This window comes from Kitasatospora sp. NPDC057738 (assembly GCF_042798815.1).
GTDB lineage: Bacteria > Actinomycetota > Actinomycetes > Streptomycetales > Streptomycetaceae > Kitasatospora > Kitasatospora lactacystinica.
Map to the genome: position 1 here is coordinate 1 of NZ_JBHVJT010000113.1, position 19,249 is coordinate 19,249.

The 19,249-nt window shown below is 74.2% G+C and carries 17 protein-coding genes and 1 pseudogene; 4 read left to right on the forward strand and 14 right to left on the reverse strand.

The window, feature by feature from the left end; translation table 11 throughout:
• Window positions 1–232, forward strand: a pseudogene (locus ACFVGO_RS37130) (hypothetical protein); the annotation flags it as partial.
• Window position 233: 1 nt separating this feature from the next.
• Here ACFVGO_RS37130 and ACFVGO_RS37135 read toward each other — a convergent pair.
• Window positions 234–710 (reverse strand): Uma2 family endonuclease, encoded by a 477-nt coding sequence (locus ACFVGO_RS37135; protein ID WP_380636563.1) that lies wholly within the window; start codon window positions 708–710, stop codon window positions 234–236.
• Between the two features lie 110 nt (window positions 711–820).
• Between ACFVGO_RS37135 and ACFVGO_RS37140 the strand changes: the two genes are divergently transcribed.
• Window positions 821–1,837, forward strand: coding sequence for an NADP-dependent oxidoreductase (locus ACFVGO_RS37140; RefSeq protein WP_380354472.1), 1,017 nt, complete (start codon window positions 821–823; stop codon window positions 1,835–1,837).
• Window positions 1,838–1,933: 96 nt separating this feature from the next.
• Here ACFVGO_RS37140 and ACFVGO_RS37145 read toward each other — a convergent pair whose 3' ends face one another.
• From ACFVGO_RS37145 to ACFVGO_RS37155, 3 genes are all read right to left on the reverse strand, one after another.
• Complete coding sequence (locus ACFVGO_RS37145) at window positions 1,934–3,382, reverse strand: WGR domain-containing protein (protein ID WP_380636566.1); 1,449 nt, start codon at window positions 3,380–3,382, stop codon at window positions 1,934–1,936.
• 129 nt (window positions 3,383–3,511) lie between these two features.
• Window positions 3,512–5,617 carry a hypothetical protein gene (locus tag ACFVGO_RS37150; protein ID WP_380636568.1) on the reverse strand — a complete coding sequence of 702 codons (2,106 nt, stop codon included), beginning with the start codon at window positions 5,615–5,617 and terminating at the stop codon, window positions 3,512–3,514.
• A 288-nt stretch (window positions 5,618–5,905) separates the two neighbouring features.
• Window positions 5,906–6,982: a helix-turn-helix transcriptional regulator gene (locus ACFVGO_RS37155; RefSeq protein ID WP_380636571.1), complete on the reverse strand. Its 1,077-nt coding sequence runs from the start codon at window positions 6,980–6,982 to the stop codon at window positions 5,906–5,908.
• 179 nt (window positions 6,983–7,161) lie between these two features.
• Here ACFVGO_RS37155 and ACFVGO_RS37160 point away from each other — a divergent pair, with 179 nt between their 5' ends.
• Window positions 7,162–7,560 carry a VOC family protein gene (locus tag ACFVGO_RS37160; RefSeq protein ID WP_359898367.1) on the forward strand — a complete coding sequence of 133 codons (399 nt, stop codon included), beginning with the start codon at window positions 7,162–7,164 and terminating at the stop codon, window positions 7,558–7,560.
• A gap of 136 nt (window positions 7,561–7,696) precedes the next feature.
• Here the strand turns inward: ACFVGO_RS37160 and ACFVGO_RS37165 are convergent, their stop codons facing one another.
• From ACFVGO_RS37165 to ACFVGO_RS37210, 10 genes are all read right to left on the reverse strand, one after another.
• Entirely contained in the window at window positions 7,697–8,314 is a 618-nt protein-coding gene (locus ACFVGO_RS37165) for a response regulator transcription factor (RefSeq protein ID WP_359898366.1), read from the reverse strand.
• Window positions 8,311–9,735, reverse strand: a complete 1,425-nt coding sequence (locus ACFVGO_RS37170; protein ID WP_380636573.1) for a sensor histidine kinase — start codon at window positions 9,733–9,735, stop codon at window positions 8,311–8,313. Before ACFVGO_RS37170 ends, ACFVGO_RS37165 begins: the two co-directional genes overlap by 4 nt.
• A 16-nt stretch (window positions 9,736–9,751) precedes the next feature.
• Window positions 9,752–10,165: a hypothetical protein gene (locus tag ACFVGO_RS37175; protein WP_359898364.1), complete on the reverse strand. Its 414-nt coding sequence runs from the start codon at window positions 10,163–10,165 to the stop codon at window positions 9,752–9,754.
• 167 nt (window positions 10,166–10,332) lie between these two features.
• Complete coding sequence (locus tag ACFVGO_RS37180) at window positions 10,333–10,917, reverse strand: GNAT family N-acetyltransferase (RefSeq protein WP_380636576.1); 585 nt, start codon at window positions 10,915–10,917, stop codon at window positions 10,333–10,335.
• Entirely contained in the window at window positions 10,901–11,836 is a 936-nt protein-coding gene (locus ACFVGO_RS37185; protein ID WP_380636578.1) for a class I SAM-dependent methyltransferase, read from the reverse strand. Before ACFVGO_RS37185 ends, ACFVGO_RS37180 begins: the two co-directional genes overlap by 17 nt.
• A gap of 132 nt (window positions 11,837–11,968) precedes the next feature.
• Window positions 11,969–12,424 (reverse strand): Pycsar system effector family protein, encoded by a 456-nt coding sequence (locus ACFVGO_RS37190; RefSeq protein ID WP_359898361.1) that lies wholly within the window; start codon window positions 12,422–12,424, stop codon window positions 11,969–11,971.
• A 185-nt stretch (window positions 12,425–12,609) separates the two neighbouring features.
• Entirely contained in the window at window positions 12,610–13,566 is a 957-nt protein-coding gene (locus ACFVGO_RS37195; RefSeq protein ID WP_359898360.1) for a hypothetical protein, read from the reverse strand.
• Window positions 13,563–15,719, reverse strand: a complete 2,157-nt coding sequence (locus tag ACFVGO_RS37200) for a hypothetical protein (RefSeq protein ID WP_380636581.1) — start codon at window positions 15,717–15,719, stop codon at window positions 13,563–13,565. Before ACFVGO_RS37200 ends, ACFVGO_RS37195 begins: the two co-directional genes overlap by 4 nt.
• A complete protein-coding gene (locus ACFVGO_RS37205; protein WP_380354451.1) occupies window positions 15,716–16,645 on the reverse strand; it encodes a hypothetical protein in 930 nt (309 codons plus the stop codon). Before ACFVGO_RS37205 ends, ACFVGO_RS37200 begins: the two co-directional genes overlap by 4 nt.
• Before the next feature lie 133 nt (window positions 16,646–16,778).
• Window positions 16,779–17,471: a Crp/Fnr family transcriptional regulator gene (locus ACFVGO_RS37210; RefSeq protein WP_359898357.1), complete on the reverse strand. Its 693-nt coding sequence runs from the start codon at window positions 17,469–17,471 to the stop codon at window positions 16,779–16,781.
• Window positions 17,472–17,909: 438 nt separating this feature from the next.
• Between ACFVGO_RS37210 and ACFVGO_RS37215 the strand changes: the two genes are divergently transcribed.
• A partial coding sequence (locus ACFVGO_RS37215) for a sensor histidine kinase (RefSeq protein WP_380636584.1) occupies window positions 17,910–19,249 on the forward strand: 1,340 nt, incomplete at its 3' end.

Here is a 19,249-nt window from a genome sequence, read left to right on the forward strand (position 1 = left end):
CCTCGTCACCGCGGCCGCGCTCCGCGCCTCCGCCGACCGCGAACTCGCCGGCCGGCCCCGGGCCGAGCACCTCTGGGCCCAGGCCTGGTACTGCGCCCGCTGCGGCACCGCCCACTTCCCGCCCACCACCGGCTCGCCCACCGGCGTGCCGACGGCCGCCCTCAGCCTCCCGGAGTTCCGCCGCGTCGTCTGGACGGCCGGCGGCTACGGCCACCTCGCGGACCGGTACTGACTCAGAACTCGCTGGTGTCGAGGTCGAGTTCGAACGGCTCGGGCAGTCGCACCGGCACCCCGAACGGATGCGGCCCCTCGACCCGGGTCCAGCCGAGCGCGCCGGGTTGGGAGAACAGCGTGCAGGCCCGCTCCTGCCGGTCCACCAGGAGGTAGAGCGGCGCACCGAACCGGGCGTAGCGCCCGCGCTTCACCGTCCGGTCGGTGTCGGCACCGGAAGGCTCGGTCGCCTCGACCACCAGCAGCGTCCGGTCGGGCGTCAACGCCCCGCCGTGTACGGCCAGTTCGGTCGACACGACGGCCAGGTCCGGCACGTAGCGGTCCGCCGTGCCCGGCAGGGCCAGATCACCGGAACCGGAGCACAGGCCGCTCGGCCGCAGGGCCGGGGCGAGCTGCTGCCGGAGCAGGTCGACGGTGCTCTGGTGCGCCCAGGAGTGCGTCACCGGGACGGCGGCCCCCTCGATGATCTCGCTCTCCACGCGGCGAAGCCTATCGGTCTCCACTGATGTCCCGCTCTGGCCAATTGAACAAGCGCTTGCTTAGAATCGGGCGCGTTCAGCCGTCGAGCCCGAGCGCCCCTGGAGACGTCATGGCCGGAGCCACCGGAGTCAACCGTCAGATCCGCCTTGCCAGTCGGCCGGTCGGGGAGGTGCGTCCGGAGGACTGGGCGCACGGGGAGGAGGCGGTGCCGGAGCCGGGCGAGGGCGAGTTCCTCGGGCGGACGCGGTACGTGTCGCTGGATCCGGCGATGCGGGGATGGCTGGACGACCGGCCGTCGTACCTGCCGCCGGTGGGGCTGGGCGAGGTGATGCGGGCCGGCTCGGTGGTGGAGGTCGTGGCGTCGAACCACCCGGGGTTCCGGGTCGGGGACCACGTGGTCGGGGCCTTCGGGGTGCAGGAGTACGCGGTCTCGGACGGGAAGGGCGCGCTCACGGTCGATCCCGCGCTCGCGCCGCTGTCGACGTACCTGGGCGCCCTCGGGATCCCCGGGATGACGGCGTACTTCGGGCTGCTGGAGGTCGGGGCGCTCAAGGAGGGCGAGACCGTCGTCGTCTCCGGCGCCGCCGGGGCGGTCGGCAGCATGGTCGGCCAGATCGCCAAGCTGAAGGGCTGCCGGGTGGTGGGCATCGCCGGCGGCCCGGAGAAGTGCGCGCTGCTCACCGGCGAGCTGGGCTTCGACGCCGCGATCGACTACCGCACCGAGGACGTCCGCAAGGCCCTGCGCACCCACGCCCCGGACGGCATCGACGTCTACTTCGACAACGTCGGCGGCCCCGTCCTGGACGCCGCGCTGACCCGCCTGGCGATGCACGCCCGGGTGGTGGTCTGCGGCGCCATCAGCCAGTACAACAACGAGGGCGCCGTGCAGGGCCCGTCCAACTACCTCTCCCTGCTGGTGCGGCGGGCCCGGATGGAGGGCTTCGTGGTGTTCGACTACGCCCGCCGGTACCCGGAGGCCGCCGCCGAGCTCGCCGGCTGGATCGCGGAGGGCCGGATCAAGGTCAAGGAGCAGGTGGTGGAGGGCACCGTGGACGACTTCCCGGAAACCCTCGGGATGCTCTTCCGGGGCGAGAACACCGGCAAGCTGGTGCTGCGGCTCGTCTGACGCACGGACTCCCCGGGCGGCCGTCACCCCCCTACGGCCGCCCGGGATCCCGGGGTCGGACACGGGGAGCCCGGGGTCGGACACGGAAGCCCGGGGTCAGAGCAGTCGCTTGATCTCGCCGCGAGCCCGGTAGAAGCCGCCCGAGGCGGACTCCCGCACCTCGGCGACCAGGTAGCGGGCCCCGGCGATCCGGATGTCCTTGGGGAACTGCACCCGCCACGACGGGTCGTAGCCCTGCGAGACCACTCGCATCCGCAGCCGGACGCCGTCCTGGACGCACTCGACCTCCACCTCCGCGCCGGTCCGGGCGGTGACCACCTCGACCGTCTCCGGCCCGGCGCCGGCCAGCACCGGCTCCCAGCCCGCGCCCTTGATCTCGGCGGTCTCCGGCAGCGTGCCGTCCTCCGCCGCCCGCACCGCCTGCTCGCCGGCGTCCAGGCAGGCCAGCGAGCCGTCGGTGGTCACCAGGTAGAGCCGCCCCGCCCGGTACTGCATGCTGTACGCCGAGCCGCAGCCGGTGGCGAGCTTCCACAGCCGGGTGCCGTCGGCGGTGAAGCAGTACACCGAGGAGTGGTTGTCCCCGGCGAAGACGTACTCGCCGTCCGGGGAGGCCGCGCAGGAGAAGACGGCGGCGTCGCAGCGGTAGGCGGCCACCTCGGCGCCGTCCGACTTGCGCAGCCGGTGCACCCAGCCGCGGCCGGTGCCCGCGAACACCTCGTCGGCCTCCTGCCAGCCGAACAGCACCTCGCCGTTGGTCGGGGTGTGCCACCGCTGGTCGCCGCTGCGGTTGTCGTAGCGGGCGACGCCGCGCGAGTGGCCGTGGTAGACGCCGTCGGCGTCGCACCGCACCATCCAGCCGGACCGGCCGTCGGCCTGGCGGCGCCACTGGAACTCGTCCTCGTGGTCCACCGTCGTGAGCCCGCCGCGCTCGTCGGCCACGCCGAGCACGCCGTCGTGGATGTCGAGCCAGAAGATGTCCACGTCCTGGGCGATCTCGTACGCCACCCGCGGGACCTTGCCGCCCAGGTCGTACACCTTGCCGTCGTCGCAGCCGGCGTAGATCCACCAGTCGTCGGCGACGATGCACTTGACGCCGTCCGGCAGGCCGTAGCGGGCCGTCACCTCGCCGTCGTGGGTGAGGGTGTAGACGTCGCCGCGCTCGTTGCCGACCCAGGCGTGCTCCTCGCCGACGAAGATCCCGAAGGCGGGCGAGCCGGAGCGGAAGCGCCACAGCAGCGGCGCCTGACGGGCGGTCGAACGGCTGCTGACGATCTGCCGCCTGGTCACCGCCCGGCGCTGCCGCACGCCCCGGACGGCCGGGGCGTAGCCCTTGCGGACCTTCTCGCCGATCTTCTTGGCCGCCGACGCGGCCGCCTTCTCCGGGCTCGGGAACGTCGTCGACTTGCTCTGCCCGGGCTCGCCTATCCGCCCGTAGCGCACCGTCACCACCTGGCCGGCGAGCCGCACCTCGTAGAACTTGTGCGCGCTCCCCTCGTCCTCGGACAGTTCGAGGTACGTGACCTGCTCTTCCACGGCGACGGACACGACGGAGTCCCCTTTCGGGCAACGGAGATGGGGGTCGGTTCGGGACCGGCCCGCCGACACCTCCCAAGCTACGGCCTGGCACTGACAGTCGGCTCCGGCCGGCCCCGGCTCGGCGCAGCGCAGCTCGGCTCAGCGCAGCTCGGCCAGGAGGGCGCGCAGCCGTTCGTCCTCGCGGACGATGTCGTACGCGAGGCCGGAGGTGACGATCCGGCCGTCGCGCTCGACGAGCTCGCCGACGTACCGGAGAAGGCCGCTGTCCCGGGCGGCGGCGCCCAGCGCGTGCAGCGCCTCGCAGCCGCCCGTGACGTCGGCGCCCGTCTCGACCGCGTGGAGCGCGGCCCGGGCGAGGCGGCCGAGGTCGACGGTGTCCGGGTCCGCGATGTCGAGCAGGGCGCGAGCGGCGCCGGCGGCCTTCTCCGGGTCGTCGAGCAGCGCTTCCAGCCGGGGAATCAGGTCCCGGCCGGCCGCCCCGAGGGACGCGGCCGCGCGCAGCGCGCCGACCACCGTCCAGCGGGCCCACAGCCGGCTCCCGGCGGTGCGGTCGAGGACGGACGCCAGGATCCGGACGGCCTCCTCGGCGTCGCCGTCGATCTGCCAGACGGCGCGGGCCGTCGCGACGTCGGCGTCCAGCTGCGGGGCGGTCGGCTCCGGGTCCTCGCTGACCGCGGCGAGCAGGGCCGGGAGCAGCCCGGCGGCGGCCGGGCCCAGGTCGGCGGCCGCCCGGGCCGCCTCGGCCCGCTCGCGCGAGGCCGCCAGCCGTTCGGTGGCGGCGGCGAGCAGGAGGTCGGGTTCGCCGGTGACGTCGTAGTGGGCGCGGGCCGCCTGGAGCTGTCCCGCCTCCGCCCGCAGCGCCTCGGCGGCCCGCTCGCGCGCCTCGGGCGGGCCGCCGGCGACGACGGCCGCGACGGCGGAGGCGGCGTACGGGAAGCGGGGCAGCACCGCGCACAGCTCGGGCAGGCCGGCGACGGCCCGCGGACCCCACCGCCGCAGCAGGTGGACCAGGTCGGCGGTCTCGTTGGTGCCGAGCCCCTCGACGGCCAGCCGGGCGCGCACGGCGGTGAGCAGTTCCGGGTCGAAGGGGAAGGCCGGGGCGCGCGAGTCACCCGCGGCGTTGCGGGCGCGCGGGCGGCGCTCCAGGTCGCGGGCCAGCAGCGGGGCGGCCTGCCGGGGGGCGATCCGGACCAGCGCCGCGAGGGCCTCGTCGGCCACCTCGTCGCCCGGCCCGTCGCCCGGCCCGTCGTCCGGCCGGTCGGCGAGTCCGACGAGCACGGGGGCGGCCTCGGCGGCGATCGGGCCGAGCTTGGCCAGCAGGCTCGCCGCGGTGTCCTGGGCGGCGAGCGGGGCGACGGCCGGGATCAACCGGGACGGGGCGCCGCGCGAGACGTAGCAGGCGTGGTCGGCCGCCCACAGGGCCTCGGCCTGCACCTCGGGGCGCGGGTCGCGCAGGGCGGCCTCCAGCAGGTCGAGGGCCGCCTCGCGGTCGGCGTCGGTGTCGCGTTCCAGCAGGGTGTCGACGACCGTGTACAGCAGCTCCTCCTGGTCGAGGCTGTAGCGGTCGACGGTGAGCTCGCGGGCGGGCAGCAGGCCGAGCACGGCCGCGTGGTGGACGGCCCCCCAGCGCTCCTCGTTCCGCAGGCAGACCAGGACCGCGGCCAGCCGCAGCGGCACCGGGGTCTCCTCGCCGAGCAGCACCCGGGCCTCCCCGGCCGCCGCGCTCAGGTCCACCCGGCCGAGGGCGACGAGCAGTTCGGCGGCCACCTCCGGATCCTGCTCGGCCGCCCAGCGCTCCCCCAGGGCGGACGGCGCGGCCGCGCCGTCCCGGGTGTGGCCGACGGCCCAGGCGGCGGCCAGCCGGACGGTTTCGTCCGGGTCGGCCAACAGCGGCATCAGGAGCGGCAGTTGGGCAACCACGGCAGCCCGGACCGCGCCCTCGGGGACCTCCCACTCGTCCTCGCTCTCGGCCAGCCCGCCCAGCAGGCACAGCACGTCCACCGTCCGGATCCCGGCGGCGGCGATCCGGGCCAGGTACGGCACGGCGTCCACGCTGGCCGAGTACACGGTGCCCTGGTGGAGGATGCTCCCGTACAGCTCGGAGACCGCCTCCGCGGCCGCCCCGTCGTCACCCTCGGCGAGCGCGCGCAGCAGGTCGGGCAGGTCCTCGGCGCAGCCGTAGGCGTGCGAGACGGTGGCCCAGGGGTGGTCGTCGAGCCCGGCGAGGGCGGTGGTGAGGTCCATGGCCGCGATCCTGGCAGGCGGGACCGACAACGCCGCCGGGCGGGGAATACCGCAGTGACGGGGGCGACGCCGCTGCCGGTGCGCCCCGGGTCCGGACGACCGCGCGTCAGCCAGTGCCCGAGCCACGACCGCCGGAACCCGGGTATCGGCATCAATGTCAGTGCCCCGCGCTACGCTCCCGGCACCCTGAGGAAACACCGGGGCCCGCTCCCTCGAATTCGCCTACGGGGAGCGGGCCCCGGACTTCGCCGGGGCCTCCCCGGCGGTCCACGCAGACGCTGCGGTCCGTCAGGTCCGGCGGGCGTGCGAGGCGAGGCGGTCGGCGAGGGCGGTGACGAGGCCTCGAAGCTCCTCGGGCCGTTCGATCACGAAGGGACGGTCGATCGCGGCGAGCACCGGAGGCAGCCAGTCGAGTCGCTCCGCCCGGAGCTCGACACGCAACCAGCGCTCGGAGCTCTTGTCCGCGTCCGGCTCCGGCTCCAACTCCGGCTCCGGCTCCGGCTCCGGCCGCGGTTCGGGTTCGGGTTCGGATTCGGATTCGGGTTCGGGTTCGACCAGGATCGCGACGCTCTCCGGGAGGTGGCGGCGGATCCACTCGGGCGTCGCGCGGATCCGCAGCGTCACCTCGTGCCGGTAGTCGGCCGTGGCCAGGCCCGACACGACGCGCTCGGCCGGCTCCGGTCCGGTCGGTGCCTCGAAGGAGCCGGGCAGGGCCCTCGCGTCCGCGACCCGGTCCAGCCGGAGGGTCCGGTCCTGGCCGATCCCCGCGTCCGCGCCGGTGACGTACCACCGGCCCGCGTGGGCGACGATCCCGTACGGATGCAGCGTGCGCTCGCTGGGCCGGCCGTTGCGGTCGGTGTACCGGACCGCGACCGGCCGTCGATGGCGCACCGCGTCGGCGAGGGTGAGCAGGACCCCGGTGTCCGGTGCGGCGGCCTCGCCGGGCCGGTCCGTGGTCCCGAGCGGCCGGTCCGTGAAGGAGAGCGACTCCAGGAGCGTGTCGAGTCGGCCGGCCAGGTGCCGGGGCAGCACCCGCCGGATCTTGGCCGCCGCGGTCTCTCCCGCGGTGCGTTCGGCCGTCGCCAGTCCGGCCCTGGGGCCGGTGAGCAGGCCGAGCAGCACCGCCAGGGCCTCGTCGTCCCCGAGCATGAGCGGGGGCAGGCGGTGTCCGGGTGAGAGCCGGTAGCCGCCGTACCGGCCGCGTACGGACTCCACGGGCACGTCGAGGTCGACCAGGTGGTCCACGTAGCGCCGCACGGTTCGGCCGTCCACGCCTAGCCGGTCGGCGAGCTCGGCCACCGTGCGGGTGCCGCCCGACTGCAGCAGTTCGAGCAGGGTCAGCACGCGGCCGGTGGGTCGGGACATGGCGAAAGTCTAGGACGAATAGGGGACCGATTCTGTCCACTATTCCTCCTAGTCTGCCGAACGCACGACCGGATGTCCGGACGACCGCACGACCGCACGACCGCACGACCGCGGCCGTTTCCGCTTCGCATCCGTTTCCGTTTCCGTTTCCGTTCCGGCATGACCGAGGAGAACACCCCATGGACTTCGTTTCGATCCGCATCATCACCGGCGACGTCGCCCGACTGGTCGACTTCTACGAAAGCGCCCTTGCCGTCCGGGCGCAGTGGGCCACCGAGGACTTCGCCGAACTCCGGACGGCGGGCGCGACCCTCGCGATCGCCGGGGTCCGCACCGTACCGCTGTTCGCCCCCGGCTCCGCCCGGCCGGCGGCCAATCAGAGCGTGATCACCGAGTTCCTCGTCGACGACGTGGACCGGGTCCACCGCAGCCTGTCCGGGTTCGTCACGGACTTCGTCAACGAGCCCACCACGATGCCCTGGGGCAACCGCTCGCTGCTGTTCCGCGACCCCGACGGCAACCTCGTCAACTTCTTCACCCCCGTCACCCCGGCGGCCGTCGCGAAGTTCGCCCGCTGACCGGACGCCCCGCGTACCGCCCGCCTCCACCGGGTGGGCGGCACCACGGCCGCGTCCGTGCCGTCGCGGCCGGCGCACGCCGACGGCCGGAGAGAGCCGGAGCCCGGCGGCCGGGCGCTGCCGGCCAGGACGGCGCTCAGAGCCAGCCGCGCTCGTCGGCGACCCGCAGGGCCTCGCTGCGGTTGCGGGTGCCGGTCTTGGCGATGGCCGACGAGGAGTAGTTGCGGACCGTCCCCTCGGACAGGTAGAGCTTGGCGGCGATCTCGGCCACCCCGGCGCCCGAACGGGAGGCGTTCAGCACGTCGCGCTCCCGGGCGGTGAGCGGGGAGGCGCCCGCCGCGAGGGTGGCGGCGGCCAGTTCCGGGTCCACCACCCGCTCGCCCGCGGCGACCCGGCGGATCGCGTCGGCCAGCACCTCCGCCGGGGCGTCCTTGACCACGAAGCCGAGCGCGCCCGCCTCCATGGCCCGGCGCAGGTAGCCGGCGCGGCCGAAGGTGGTGAGGATGACGACCCGGCACCACGGGGCCTGCTGGGCCAGCACGGCGGCGGCCGCCAGGCCGTCCAGCCCGGGCATCTCGATGTCGAGCAGGGCGACGTCCGGCCGGTTCTCCCGCGCCGCCTCCGCGACCTGATCGCCGCGGCCGACGGCGGCGACCACGGCGAAGTCGTCCTCCAGGTCGAGCAGGGTGCACAGCGCGGTGCGGACCAGCTCCTGGTCCTCGGCGAGCAGCAGGCGGATCGGGCGGATCGTCATGTCGTCCCTTCGTGGCCGGAGTCGGGGCTGGCGGGATCCGGCCCGGCGGCGTCCGGCCCGGCGGATTCGGGTCCGGCGGGGCCCGCACCGCCCGGCGGGACGGTGACCAGCAGCCGCCACCCGCGCGGGTCGAGCGGGCCGGCCTCGACCGTACCGCCCACCGCGGCGACGCGTTCCCGCAGCCCCGTCAGGCCCTTGCCGTCGCCCGTACCGCTGTTGCCCCGGCCGTCGCCCGTGCCGCCCGTACCGCCTGCATCACCCGGCCCTCCCGGTCCGCTCCGGGCGGCGGCGGCCCCGTCGTCGCGGATCTCCACCGAGGTGGCGGTGAGCAGCACCGAGCAGCGCTCGGCCCGGGCGTGCCGGACCACGTTGGTGATCCCCTCGCGCAGCACCCAGCCGAACAGCTCGCGCTCCCCCGGCGCGACCGCGTCCGCCGCCGTCGGCAGGTCGGCCACCACCCCGGCGGCGCGCAGCAGTTCACGGCCGCGGGCGATCTCGCCGGCCAGCGTCACCTCGCGGTAGCCGCTGACGGCGGCGCGGACGTCGGACAGCGCCTGGCGGGACAGCGTCTCCACCGCCGCCATCTCCGCCACCGCCAGGTCCAGGTCCTTGCCCGCGAGCCGCTGGGCGAGGCGGGACTTGACGGTGATCGCGGTGAGCGAGTGCCCCAGCAGGTCGTGCAGGTCCCGGGCGATCCGGTTGCGCTCGGCCTCCGAGGCGAGCCGTGCCACCTCGGCCCGGGCGGCGACCAGGGCGTCGTTGGTGGCGGCGATCCCGGCGAAGGCACCGCAGGTGAGCGAGGTGAACAGCAGGGCCAGGGCCTGGAATCCGCCCGGACCGGTGTGCCAGGGGCGCACCGCCCAGGGCACCACCAGCGCGGCCAGCGTGCCGGCCGCCACCACCCGGGCGGCGTGCTCGCGCCACTGGATCGCCACCGCGGAGACGACCACGGTGGCGAGGAAGAAGGCGTCCTCGTGGGCGAACGGCAGCGCGGCCAGGAACAGTGCCGTCATCATCGCCAGCAGTGGCACCGTCCAGCGCCGCCGGCCCAGCCCGAGGGCGAGGGCCAGCAGCGCGTAGCAGAGGCAGAACGCGACGACCACGGCGTACCCGGCCACCGCGGCCGCCCCGGAGACGGTGCCGCCGACGGCGACGGCGGTGAGTGCGGGGAAGACCATCATCCCGCTGGCCAGCAGCGGGCGCCGCCAGCCGTGGCCCCAGTGCTGGACGGGACCCGGTGCGGCCCCCGGGCCGGGGGCCGCGGTCGCGCGGTCCGTGCCCGTGCGGTCCGTATCCACGCGGTCCGTGCCCGTACGGTCCGTACCCACGCGGTCCATGCCCGCACGGTCCATGCCTGCGCGGTCGCGGTCTCCCGCGCGGTCGCGCTCGCGGTCGTCGCCCGCGCGGTCGAGGCCGGTCACCCTCGTTTCCCCCTCCTCAGAGCCTGGCGAACAGGCTACGCAGGTGCCGTCCGTTGACCACCGCGGCCACACCCAGCAGGGCGAGCCCGCAGACGCCCTGCTCGACCTTCATCCACACCGGGAAGGTCCCCGGCAGGGCGATGATCGTGGCGATGGCGACCAGCATGACGGCCGAGAGGATCCGCAGCCGCCGGAACGCGCCCCGGGAGCCGTTGGCGGCCCGGACGGTCAGCAGGAGGGTGAGGGCGGCGCTGGCCACGACGATGGTGCCGCGGACCAGCACCGGCGCGTTGACCATCGTGTGGTGGTCACGGAGGGCGACGGCGGCCGCCAGTGTGACGACGCTGAGGCCGAGATAGGCGAGCACGAGTCGCCGGACGGTGCGGAAGGCCCGACGGGTGTCGGGGTGCTGCAGGTCGGTGTCGTTCATGGCATCCATGCTGGTCGTGGACCTGTTTCCGGGGGCAGTGTGTTCGCACACCGGCGCACCGTGACAATTGTCAGCGGGCCGCCGCCGACGAGCCGTTGACGACGGACCGTCGCGGCCCGACCGTCGCCGGCCGAGCGTTCCGGGCCGACCGCCGTCGGCCGCCCCTGTCAGCGCCCGGCCGCCTCCGCCCGGTCCCCGTCCAGCAGGCGCACCATGTGCAGCTTCGCGACCGCCCGCCCGTCGACCAGGACGGCCCTCGGCTCGCGCCCCCACACCTCGAAGCCGCAGGCGGTGTAGAGCCGCAGGGCGGGCTCGTTGCCCTCCGAGACGGTCAGCAGCACCTGCCGCAGCCGCCCGTCCCGCGCCGCTGTGCGCAGCACCTCCCGCACCAGGGCGCGGCCGATCCCCCGCCCGGCGGCGCCGCGGGCCACCGCCATGCCGTACAGCGTGCCCTTGTGCCGCTCCTGACCACGCTGCGGCACCTTCAGCCCGGCGGTGCCGACCAGCGCGCCGGCGTCGTCGAAGGCGCCGATCAGCGCGCCCGGCCCGGCCTCGGCCCCGGCCAGCCGGTGCAGCGTCTCCGACAGTGGCCTGCCGGCCTCCTCGGCGTGGCTGGAGGTGAAGGCGCTCGGCGTCCCGCGCAGCGCCGCCAGCCGGAAGGCCCGGTACGGTTCGGCGTCCGCGACGCCCAGCCGGCGCAGCACCACGGGCCGCGCCCCGGCACGCCGACCGTGCTCAGCCGAGACGGACACGGGTGCACCTCGTCACGTACGGCAGGGCGATCTCCTCGCGGTCGGCCAGGTCCGGGTGGGTGGCCAGCAGCTGCTCGACGTCGGCCAGCAGGCGCACCCGCTGGTCCTCCGGCAGCGCGATCACATAGCTGCGCGAGGCGACCATGTCGACGATCCCGGCCCGGGTGGTGACGTGCTCCCAGCCGATCTCCAGCCGCTCGGGCGCACCGAACGGCGCCGGGAGGACTGGCCTGGTGTCGATCCGCGGCGGCGACGCGCGGTGCATCAGCACGCCCAGGGCGGCCGCCCAGGGTTCGGACTCGTCCCGGACGTTCCACACCAGCGCGAGCGTGCCGCCGGGGGCGAGCACCCGGGCGATCTCCGGCACCGCGACCGCCGGGTCGAACCAGTGCCAGGCCTGCGCCACCACCACGGCGTCCACGCTGCCGTCCGGCAGCGGGATGTGCTCGGCCGAGCCCGCCCGGACGGCCGCCTTCGGCACCGTCGCGGCCAGCCGCGCCCTCATCCCCTCGTCGGGCTCGACCGCCACCACGTCCAGGCCCGCGTCGACCAGCAGACCGGTCAACTTGCCCGTCCCGGCGCCCAGATCGAGCACCCGGCGGGCCTCCCGGGGCACCGCCGAGCCGATCAGCACCCGCGGATAGCCCGGCCGGCCGTGCTGGTACGCGTCCACCGCCACCCCGAACGACCGCGCCCGCAGCCGTCCGGCCCACCGCCTGGTCGCACCCTGCCGCGTCATTCCGCAGGCCCGCCCGATCTCCTCCCAGGTCGCCTCCCGCCCGCGCCGCAGCTCCTCCACCAGCTCCGTCCGCCGCTCCTCCAGCGCCTCGATCACCCCCGACAGCCGCCGCAGCCCTTCCGCCCCACCGCCACCGGCCACATCCTCCGCCACCCGCCGACCAAGATCGCCCGTCTCCATGGCCCGGCACTGTACGGACCCGAGCCGGAAGCCGTCAACCATCATTGCCCTGTGACGCAACATCCGTTGCCTCCGACCGTGCCACCGGCCCCGGCCGTGGTGGTGCGGCCGGGGCCCGTCAGCGGCCCACCGTCACAGCGGCCGGAGCGTGAGCACGAACTGGGGCAGCGCCAGCAGGAGCAGGACGGTGCCCGCCTCGATCCAGCGGTACTTCGCGCGGATGATCGCACTGGTACCGGCCAGCGCCGAGAGCAGCGGGCCCGCCGGATCGCGCCCGGCCCGCTCGAAGGCCCGCCGCAGCCGATCCGGACCCGCACCCGGGGCGATGTGCTCGAAGTACCCCGGACCGGCCGCGGCACCCCGCCGCCCCTTGCGATGACGGGGAACCAGCGCGGAGGCGAAACAGCCCACCGCCAGCAGGGCGCTGGCCACCGCACTCCACCGCAGGAGCGGAACCGTCCACGCCAGGGAGCCGGAACCGGCGCCGCCGTCCAAGGGGACGAAGGTGGCGAGCACCGCACCGGTGAACGCCAGGAAGACGGCGGCCTTGGTGTCGGCCCGGACCAGCTCCGCACTGTTGGCCGCCATCAGGCGCTCCATCGCCGACACCGAGGACGGGGTGGTCACCGCTGTCGGCGCGACGGCCCGGCGGGACCGTCGAACGGCCGGCCGCCGAGGGCTTCCGGCGACGGACCGCCTGCGGGGCGCACGGCGCACCGGCGCACGGCGCACCGGCTCGCGGCGCACCGGTTCGCGGCGCACGCCTGCCGGGGTCATCGCGGCACCCCGTTCGGGACGCCGTTCGGGACACCGCCCGCCCAACCGTTGACATGGGTGTGGAGCTTGGTGAAGCCCGGCCCCGGCCCGCCGGGCTGCGGGGCAGGCCCGGGGACCTGCCGCCCGAGGGCGACCAGGCGGTCCCGCAGGATCCCGGACAGCTCCTCCTGCTCCTGCTCCGTCAGCCGGCCCAGCATGAGGGCCATCCTGTCCTGCCAGGTGCTCTCTCCCCGGAGCAGGTCGGAGTGGCCGACCACCCAGTCCAGGACATCGCGCACCTCGTCCGGCTTCCTGGCGAGCCAGAGGGCCGCGAGGGCGACCGGACCGTCCTGCACATAGCGCCGGCAGAACTCGTACTCCTCCTTGCTCTTGGCCGTCCAGTCGAAGGGCACGTCCATCGCGTCCGGCTCCCCGAGGCGCAGTTCATTGCCGTGCTCGCGCGCGGAGACATCGGTGACGCGGTAACCGAGCCCGTAGTGGGGCAGCACGTACGGCGCCGCCAGGTACTGGATCAGCTCCTCGGGGCCCAGCCTGGTGCCCGCGGCCGCGAACTGCTCCCTGAGCTGGTACAGGCGCCCGTCGAGGTCCTTGCGCACCGGCAGCCATCCCAGGCTGGTCCGGGTCTGCACGGCCCGTGCGGCGTCGTGGACCCACCAGAGGACGTGGACCTCCAGCGAGGCCGTGCCGAACGAGGTGGGAAGGCGGACATCCCGAGTGCCCGGCCGCTCGTTGAGGTCGACCAGGTACGCCTGGTCGAATCCGCGCAGTCCCAGCCGAGCGGCGACCCCGCCACCCGGGTTCGGACGGCCCTTCCCCAGCTGGCGGTACACCCCGTGGCGATCCCCCAGAACCAGGGCGCGGTCGCGCCGCCCGGACCAGCGGTGCCGGAGGATCTCCCGCCAAGGAGCGCGGGTGGCCCGGGTGTAGACGGGCGGGTCGGTGTCGAGGGTCATCGGGGGCCTCCGAAGGCAGGAGCGGAGCGGTAGGGCTGCGGCTCGCCGCGCCGCCAGGCCTCCAGGGCACGGTGGGCGATGTCGCGGCCCGCCAGGTCGGGGTCGTCGCTGCGGTCGATCTCGACCATCAGCCTCAGCTCGCCGGGCCGCATGTCCTCGGCGAGCGCCGCGAGCAGCGTCTCCACGGCGGCCCGGAGGGGTTCGTCCCAGACTGCCCGACGGCACCAGCCGAGCAGCCTCGTGCGCGAGCTGTCGAAAAGGGTCTCGTCATTGAGGCAGTGCCGAACGAAGGCCGTCACCGGTTCGCCGAACTCGCCCTGGAGGAGCAGTTGTTGCTGGAACCACGAAGGGTCTCGGAGCAAATCGAGGAAGGCCGTGTGCGCGAGCACGGCGTCACGCTCGGACCGGTCCGCCCACTCGATGAGCTTGCGGAACACCGCCGTCTGGTTTCCGCCGTGGAAGAGGCTCCACAGGGCCCAGCGCACCCTCACGGCGACGATGTGCTCGCGCTCGTCCTCCCCTCGGTAGCAGCGCCGGAGCAGTGCGAGCGCGAATTCCGGCCGGGCCGCTCCGAAGTCTCCACCGCAGGCACCGGCCGCGGTCGAGCGGAGCTGCCAGCCGCCGCTGTAGCTCCAGCTGTCGAGGCGGTGCTTCACCTCGCCGACGAGAATCGGGTCCTGGGCCGCGATCCCCAGCGCGTACGCGGCGATGCTCTGGCTCTGCGTGTGCTCGGACTTGGCCAACTTGCGGATGTGACGCAATGCCTGACGGCCACCGCTCCAACCCGTGGCGAGCCCCACCACCCGCCCCATGGGCTCGGCCAGGTCGGACTCGGAATCGGAATCGGACACCTTGTCGATCCACTCGGTCAGCAGTCCCGGCACGTCCCCGTACTGCCGCCACACGTGTCGCAGCACCGTCTCCGCCTGGCGGTGCCGCTTGAAGCAGATCGGCTCCACCGTGTAGGTGTAGCTCGACGTCCGCAGGGTCCCACCGGGCGCGTGCTCGGCCCGGACGGTCGCCAGCAGTTCGTCCAGCGAGCGCCGGAGAACGAACCGCGGGTTCGGCCGGGGCGCCTGGCCCTCCCCGTCCGCATTCGGCCGCACGACCGCGTCAAGGCGACCGTCGGCCAGCTTGAGCAACCGGTCGGTCTCGTCCAGGACGATCCGGTGGTCCAGGCCCTCCAGGACACTCGTCACCAGCAGGAACGCCAGCGCGTCCGGGTCCTCACGGAGCTCCTTCAGGAGGTCGGGGACCTCTGTCTCCGCGAGGAAGCTGAGCCGCTGGCCGAGGTCGGCCAGTTCAGGATCGTCCTCGCGCGCCCGCGTCACCTCGTCCACGAGCTCGACGACCTGGGCCGGCACCAGTTGGGGAGCCAGCAACTCGTCGAGGTCCGGCTCCAACCGGTCCAGCAGGTCCCGGCGTCGCCCCTCGTCCGGCAGTACCGCCTCCAGCCGTGCGTCGAAGACCGCTCGCGGTGCCGGAGGCGCATAGGACACCGGGCGGATGTCCATCGCGCGGACGAGACGGCGACACAAGCCCGGGTCGTGCGGCAGCAGCACCACCATGCAGGCGTCGGCCGTCTCCAGCCGGGCGCGCAGCTTGGCGACAGCCGTGGGGCCGAGCTGGACCGCGGGCGACAGGCCGTGCACCAGGTACCCGCGCGCCTCGCTGTGGGTGGGCCGCCAGGACGACAGGTCCGAGTCGCTGTCGAGCGCGCGCAGGGCCATCGTGCTCCCGCCGCCCTCGAACAGCAGGTTGAGCGCAGTTGTGCGGCGTCCGGTACCGGGGTCGCCGGCGAGGAAGAGCAGGCGGGTGCCGAGCGCGCTCAGCCCCTCGGCGAAGCAGTCCGGCTCCGCGAAACCGGTCCGTGCGGCCAGGATCTCCATCGACGAGATGGGTCCGTCCTGTGCCTCCACCCGCTCGCCGCCGCCCGGGGCGGCCCCGACGCCGCCGTTCTCGACGCGCTGGTCCCCGTGCACCGAACCGGTGTTGATGTTGCCACCCGGCGCGAAGATGAAATGCGGGCGGTCCCCTCCCCAACCGGCGAACCGGTCCGCCAGGTCGTCGATCCCGAAGTCGGCGTCGAAGTCGGGATCGAAGTCGTCCGCCGCGCCCGGCCCCTCGATGGCCGGGCGTTCGTCGGGGCTCACCGGTGGTGCTCGTTCTTGTCGCCGTGGACGGTGTCCTTGTTGCCCCGGACGTAGTCGCCGCCGAAGCCTCCGTACGAGTCGCCCCCCGCGTTGGTGACGCTCTGACCGCCGTACACCGTGCCGCTGTTCAGGTTGCTGCCGTCGCCCCGCTGGGTCACGACCGTCCTGGGCGCCCGGCGCCCCTCCGCCGGCCGGTCCGGCTTCCGGCCGTCCCGTCCCTCCTGCTCCTCCACCACGGCGTCGCCGAGGATCCTGCGGTCGTACAGGTTCCCGGACGGCGAGGGCACGTACAGCCATGCCTGCTGGTCGAAGCGCTTGCCCTCGACGGTCGCCGGTACCTCGATGAAGTGGTCGGGGTGGCGCCCGGTGTAGCCGCTCGCCACCGCGTCCTGGTAGCACCGGTCGGACAGGATGGCGGCGACGTGGGTGATGCTCTCATTGGAGGCGGCGAGCATGGCCTTCACCGGGCGGGAGTCGAGCAGCCGGTGGGTGTCGTTGCGCGGGGTGCCGTTGCCGTCGAACTCGCCGCCGGTGTCCGGCAGCGGGCCGATGTTGAGGCTGACCCGCAGCCGGATCCGCACCGTGCCGACCGAGTGCACGTTGAACTCGGTGAGCACCTCCTGGAGGGTGTTCAGCCAGGGGTGGACGAGGAAGGGCATCCAGGCCGGGTCGAAGCCGAACACGTATCCGTCGCCGGTCGAGTTGGGGAACCTCCGGTCCTGCCAGACGTCGCCCAGCCCGGCCCGCTCGAAGGACCACTGGAGCACCTGCGGCACCGACCTGCTGATCACGCCGTGTTCGATCGCCGGGTGTCCGGTGAAGTCCTTGGCGTCCACGGCGACGATGCCCCGGTACGGCGGGAGGTGCCGGCTGCGGCTGTACGGCAGGGCGCTGGCCTCGGGCATCGGCTGGTCGAACTCCGTCATTCTCTGCTCCTTGTGGTTCCCGTGCTGACCTTGCGCCACCAAGCTTCGCGAGGTTGCGTGGCGCGGTGTGCTCACTCGGTGCGGAAAACGAGTGACGGAGGTCACATCGACGGAAGGTTGAGGTGACGGCTCGTCAGTCGCGCAGGGATGCGGCCGCCCGGCGGAGGGCGGGGAGGTCGTGGAGGGCGATGGACTTGCGGCCGGCTTCGACGCGGTGGGCGGCCAGGGACACCAGGGCCGCGGTGACGGTGTTGCGGGAGACTCCGAGGTGTTGGGCCAGTTCGTCCCGGGTCAGGGCGAGTTCGATGCGGCGACCGGCCGTGGGCACCGGCCCTGCGGAGAGGTCGGCCAGGGCGACCAGGGCGGCCGCCAGCCTGGGTACGACGTCGCCTCCGGTCCGGGCCAGGTCGGACTCCCGCAGCCGGCTCATGGCGTAGCGGACCAGCACGGGAAACAGCCCGTGCTCGGCGACGAAGCGCAGGAAGGCCGTCTTGGTGACGACCACGACCGTGCAGTCCGAGATCGCCTGGACGCTGGCCGAGCGGACGCCGTCGTCCAGGACGGCCACTTCCCCGAGGAGTTCGCCGGGGCCGCGGAACGCCAGCAGCCGGACGTCCCCGTTGCGTTCCCGCCGGCTCACCTTGGCCACTCCGGCCAGCAGCGCGAGGACGTGGGTGCCCGGTTCGCCCTGGCGCAGCAGGGTGGTGCCGATGGGGTGCCGGCGCTCGAACGCCTCCGCCAGCATGCCCGTCCAGACGGCGTCGCCCATGAGGTGGCGCAGGGTCCGACCGGACGGATCCGGTGCTCGGCTGTCGTGATCGTCCATGCGACGAGCCTAGGAGGAATCGGTCACCGCGGGCCGGGGAATCGGGACGTCGCCGTGCGGCTCGCCAGGCCCGGCCGTGAATCCCCTTCCGGGTGATTGCCACCCGCCCGGTTGACCCGGTTCGCCGCGCTTAGCACGAACTCCGCGCGAGGTGGCTGGACTTGGCGAGGAAACCCTTCGCATGAGCGAATCCGGAGCGGGTCGGCGGCGCGCGGGCGGCGGGGCGAGAAGCCTGGTGGGAGGGCGGTGGCCGCTCCGGGTTGCGACTGGTGTGCGAGATGTCGGTGTTGTCCGGCTGGATACGACAAGTCGGTTGCGGGACGGTATTTTTGACTTTCGGTCAGGATGTCCTGAACTTGGCTATGCTGCACCACCACGCCTGCGGAGCCGATCCCCCGCCTGTCCCCCTTTGCTGTTCCGATCGTTTGAGGATGCTGAATGCTTCGAGCTGGATCGTCACTCGCCAGACGGCGCCAAGCGCCCCTGCTCGGCTGGTTGTTGCCGACGGCCGTGATGGCGGTGGCCGTGGCGGTCGCCGCGGTGGTGGTGTCCGCCGGGGCCCGGGCCGGGGTGCTGTGGTGCGGGGCGACGGGCACCGTGCTGGTGGCCGTGGTGGCCGCCGAGTCGGCACGCCGCGGGCGGGCGCTGAGTGAGTCGCGCGACCGGCACGCCCGGCAGGTGGAGGAGTTCCAACGCCGGCTGGCCGGTCAGGAGGACGAGCTGGACCGGCTCGCCCGGGGCGAGATGCGCCGGATCGTCGCCGGGGCCCGCTACGGGTACTCCTTCGACGTGCTGACCCGCCCGCTGGAGGAGAGCGACGCCCCCGTGTCGCCGCGGTTCCGCCGCTCCCTGGTGGCCGTCGCCGAGGCCGTCGCCAAGGCCGTCGACGACGAGGTCAGCCGGCGCGACTCGGCCGAGCGGGCCTTCGTCAACATCGCCCGCCGGGTGCAGGCCATCATCCACCGGCAGGCCAAGGATCTGCGGGAGATGGAGGACCGGCACGGCAACGACCCTGCGGTCTTCGACGACCTGCTGCGCCTGGACCACGGCAACGCGCTGACCGGCCGCCTGGCCGACAGCATCGCGGTCCTGTCGGGCGCCCGCCCCGGCCGGCAGTGGACCCGGCCGATCGCGCTCTACAGCGTGCTGCGCGGCGGCATGTCCCGGATCCTGGAGTACCAGCGGGTGGACCTGCACCCGGTGGCGCAGATCTCCGTCACCGGACCGGCCGTCGAGCCGCTGATCCACGCCGTCTCCGAGCTGCTCGACAACGCCACCCGCTACTCGCCGCCGCACACCCACGTGCACCTGAGCGCCTCCGAGGTGCAGAGCGGGATGGCGATCGAGATCGAGGACGGCGGCCTCGGCCTCACCGACGAGGCCCGGTTCCGCGCCGAGCGCTCGATCCGCGAGGCGATGGTCTCCAAGGACTTCGACGACCTCACCGAGTCCCCCCGGCTGGGCTTCGCCATCGTCGGCCGGCTCTGCCAGGCGTACGGCTTCCAGATCTCGCTGCGCCGGTCCGCGTACGGCGGCGTGCGGGCGGTGCTGGTCGTGCCGCAGGAACTGCTCACCACCGCGCCGCCGACCGGGCGGGCGCACGGCATCGGCGCCTTCTCAGGCCCCCGTCCGCTCCCGGCGAACCCGCCCCGGCACGCGGCCCCGGGCCGTCCCTGGGGCACCCGGACGACCTCGGCCGGCGTCGGGCCGTCCTACGGTTCGACCAACCCGTGGGGGCCGTCCGGCCCGGGCGCCGGGGACGACGAGGTGATCGTGAC

Coding starts and splice junctions, on each gene's coding strand:
- ACFVGO_RS37140 (WP_380354472.1), top strand. CDS start 821: ATGGCCGGAGCCACCGGAGTCAACCGTCAGATCCGCCTTGCCAGTCGG.
- ACFVGO_RS37150 (WP_380636568.1), bottom strand. CDS start 5,617: ATGGACCTCACCACCGCCCTCGCCGGGCTCGACGACCACCCCTGGGCC.
- ACFVGO_RS37155 (WP_380636571.1), bottom strand. CDS start 6,982: ATGTCCCGACCCACCGGCCGCGTGCTGACCCTGCTCGAACTGCTGCAG.
- ACFVGO_RS37160 (WP_359898367.1), top strand. CDS start 7,162: ATGGACTTCGTTTCGATCCGCATCATCACCGGCGACGTCGCCCGACTG.
- ACFVGO_RS37165 (WP_359898366.1), bottom strand. CDS start 8,314: ATGACGATCCGCCCGATCCGCCTGCTGCTCGCCGAGGACCAGGAGCTG.
- ACFVGO_RS37175 (WP_359898364.1), bottom strand. CDS start 10,165: ATGAACGACACCGACCTGCAGCACCCCGACACCCGTCGGGCCTTCCGC.
- ACFVGO_RS37185 (WP_380636578.1), bottom strand. CDS start 11,836: ATGGAGACGGGCGATCTTGGTCGGCGGGTGGCGGAGGATGTGGCCGGT.
- ACFVGO_RS37190 (WP_359898361.1), bottom strand. CDS start 12,424: ATGGCGGCCAACAGTGCGGAGCTGGTCCGGGCCGACACCAAGGCCGCC.
- ACFVGO_RS37195 (WP_359898360.1), bottom strand. CDS start 13,566: ATGACCCTCGACACCGACCCGCCCGTCTACACCCGGGCCACCCGCGCT.
- ACFVGO_RS37205 (WP_380354451.1), bottom strand. CDS start 16,645: ATGACGGAGTTCGACCAGCCGATGCCCGAGGCCAGCGCCCTGCCGTAC.
- ACFVGO_RS37210 (WP_359898357.1), bottom strand. CDS start 17,471: ATGGACGATCACGACAGCCGAGCACCGGATCCGTCCGGTCGGACCCTG.